Below are 2,670 nucleotides of genomic sequence, written 5' to 3' on the forward strand. Positions count from 1 at the left end.
GGTCTCGGTGCCGTCGGCGAGTGCCGTGAGGCCGGTGAGGAGGGTGGTGCGGTCGGTGGTGTCCACCACGGCGCGGTGGTCGAAGCGGGTACGGGCGGCAAGCGAGGCCGCGACCTCCGCAAGAGGCGCATCGGCGTGCCGGGTGGCGTACGCGTGCAGTCGTCGTGCCTGGTCGCGCAGTGCCTCTTCGCTCTTCGCCGACAGCAGCCAGGGGAGCGCGGGGGCTGCGGACTCCTCGGCGCCGGGTCCGCCGTCCGCTTCTCCCGGCCCGGCCGCCTGCTCCGGTTCGTCGTCCCCGGGCTCGGCGGGCTGATCCAGCGCCTGCTCGACGATGACGTGCGCGTTGGTGCCGCTGATCCCGAACGACGACACGGCGGCACGCAGCGGCAGCTCACCGTCGGCGGTCCACCGCTGTTCCTCGGTGAGCAGCCGCACCGTGCCGTCCGACCAGTCGACATGGTCCGTGGGCCGGTCGACGTGGAGTGTGCGCGGCAGCACTCCGTTCCGGATCGCCATCACCATCTTGATGACGCCTCCGACCCCGGCCGCGGCCTGGGTGTGACCGATGTTGGACTTCAACGACCCGAGCCACAAGGGGTGTTCGGAGTCATGGGCGCTGCCGTACGTGTTGATGAGCGCCTGGGCCTCGATCGGGTCACCCAGGGTGGTGCCCGTGCCGTGCGCCTCGACCGCGTCGACCTGGTCCGCCGTCAGCCGGGCGTTGGCCAGGGCCTGCCGGATCACCCGCTCCTGCGCGGGCCCGTTCGGAGCCGTCAGCCGGCCGCTGGCACCGTCCTGGTTGGTGGCCGTGCCCCGCACGACCGCGAGGACCGGGTGGCCGTTGCGCACCGCGTCCGAGAGCCGCTCCACCAGCAGCAGGCCGACGCCCTCGCTCCAGCCGGTGCCGTCGGCCCCGGCGGCGAACGCCTTGCAGCGGCCGTCGGCCGCGAGCCCGCGCTGGCGGCTGAACTCCACGAAGGTGTTGGGCGTCGCCATCACCGTCGCACCGCCCGCGAGCGCCAGCGAGCACTCGCCCTGGCGCAGCGACTGCGCCGCCAGGTGCAGGGCGACCAGCGACGACGAGCACGCGGTGTCCACGGACACCGCCGGGCCCTCCAGGCCGTAGACGTAGGCCAGCCGGCCCGATGCCACGCTGCCGAGACTGCCGCCGGCCAGATATCCCTCGTACTCCTCGGGCGCCGGCCGCAGCCGCGAGGCGTAGTCGTTGTACATGACCCCGGCGAACACCCCTGTGTCGCTGCCGCGCAGCGACACAGGGTCGATGCCCGCCCGCTCGAACGCCTCCCAGGCCGTCTCGAGCAGCAGCCGCTGCTGCGGGTCGGTGGCCATCGCCTCGCGCGGGCTCAGCCCGAAGAAGGCCGCGTCGGCCTCCGCGGCGTCGTACAGGAATCCGCCGTGCGCGGTGGTGGACTTGCCGACGGACTCCGGGTCGGGGTCGTACAGATCCTCGTCCCAGCCCCGGTCCGCGGGGAACGGGCCGATCGCGTCGGTCCCTTCGCTGACCAGGCGCCACAGGTCTTCCGGCGAGGCGACGCCGCCCGGGTAGCGGCAGGCCATGCCGATGATCGCGATCGGCTCCTGCTGGGCCTGCTCGATCTCCGAGATCCGGCGTCTGGCCAGCCTCAGATCGGTGGTCGCCCGCTTCAGGTAGTCGCGGAGCTTCTCTTCGTTGTTCGCCACGGGAACTCGACCTTCTCTGCTGAGATGAGGGATGTACGGGACCGGCGGCTGACGCCGGGACGGCGTCAGGACAGGCCGAGCTCTCTGTCGAGGGTCTCGAACAGCTCGTCGTCCGTCGCGGAGTCGAGGCCGGCGTCGTCGGCCTCACCGAGGGACGCGGTGAGGCCGTGCCAGTTCTGCAGCACGTGCTGCAGCCGCTGGGTGATCTCCGCCGCCTCGGCCGCGCCCCCGGCGGCGGCACCGGTCCGCCGGAGCAGCGCGTCGAGCCGCTCGATCGCCTCCAACGGGCCCGCCGCGTCGGCGGGGCCGGCCGCAGGGGCGAGCTCGGTGAGCAGGTACCGGGCGAGCGCCGCCGGGGTGGGATGGTTGAACACGAGCGTGGTCGGCAGTCGCAGGGCCGTGGCGGCGATGAGCCGGTTGCGGAACTCCACAGCGGTCAGCGAGTCGAACCCCAGGTCCAGGAGCCCGCGTTCGGTATCGATCCGGTCCGGTGAGCCGTGGCCGAGGACTGCCGCGACATGCTCCCGGACCAGACCGAGGACCAGTTCCCCGCGGTCCTCCGCCGGGGTGGCCGCGAGCCGGTCCGCAAGCGGTACGGCTCCGGCGGAGGACCGCGCCCCCGCGCCCACTGCGGCGGCCCGCCGTGCCGGCCCGCCGCGCACCAGCCCGAGCAGCGGTGCGGGGCCCGACCCCGAGGCCGCCAGCGTTCGCAAGGCGGACAGGTCGAGCCGCGCCGGGTAGAGCAGGGCCTCGTCGGACCCGAGAGCGGTGTCGAGCATCCGCAGGGCCTCGGCGGGCGGCATCGGTACGATCCCCGAGCGGCGCAGCCTGGCGAGGTCGGCCGCGGACAGTCGTTCGCCCATGCCGCCTTCGTCCCAGAGTCCCCAGGCGAGGGAGGTGGCGGGTAGGCCTTGGGTGTGGCGGTGGTGGGCGAGTGCGTCGAGGAAGGTGTTGGCGGCGGCGTAGTTG

The 2,670-nt window shown here is 73.5% G+C and carries 2 protein-coding genes; both read right to left on the bottom strand.

Annotated features, from left to right (window positions below; genetic code table 11):
- Positions 1 to 1,701, bottom strand: a 1,701-nt coding sequence (locus tag OO67_RS35305) for a type I polyketide synthase (protein WP_078598562.1), incomplete at its 3' end; no start/stop codon positions are given.
- Between the two features lie 65 nt (positions 1,702 to 1,766).
- A partial coding sequence (locus OO67_RS35310) for an acyl carrier protein (RefSeq protein ID WP_033305933.1) occupies positions 1,767 to 2,670 on the bottom strand: 904 nt, incomplete at its 5' end.

Origin of the sequence: Streptomyces atroolivaceus (assembly GCF_000717025.1) — a bacterium.
Lineage (GTDB): Bacteria > Actinomycetota > Actinomycetes > Streptomycetales > Streptomycetaceae > Streptomyces > Streptomyces atroolivaceus.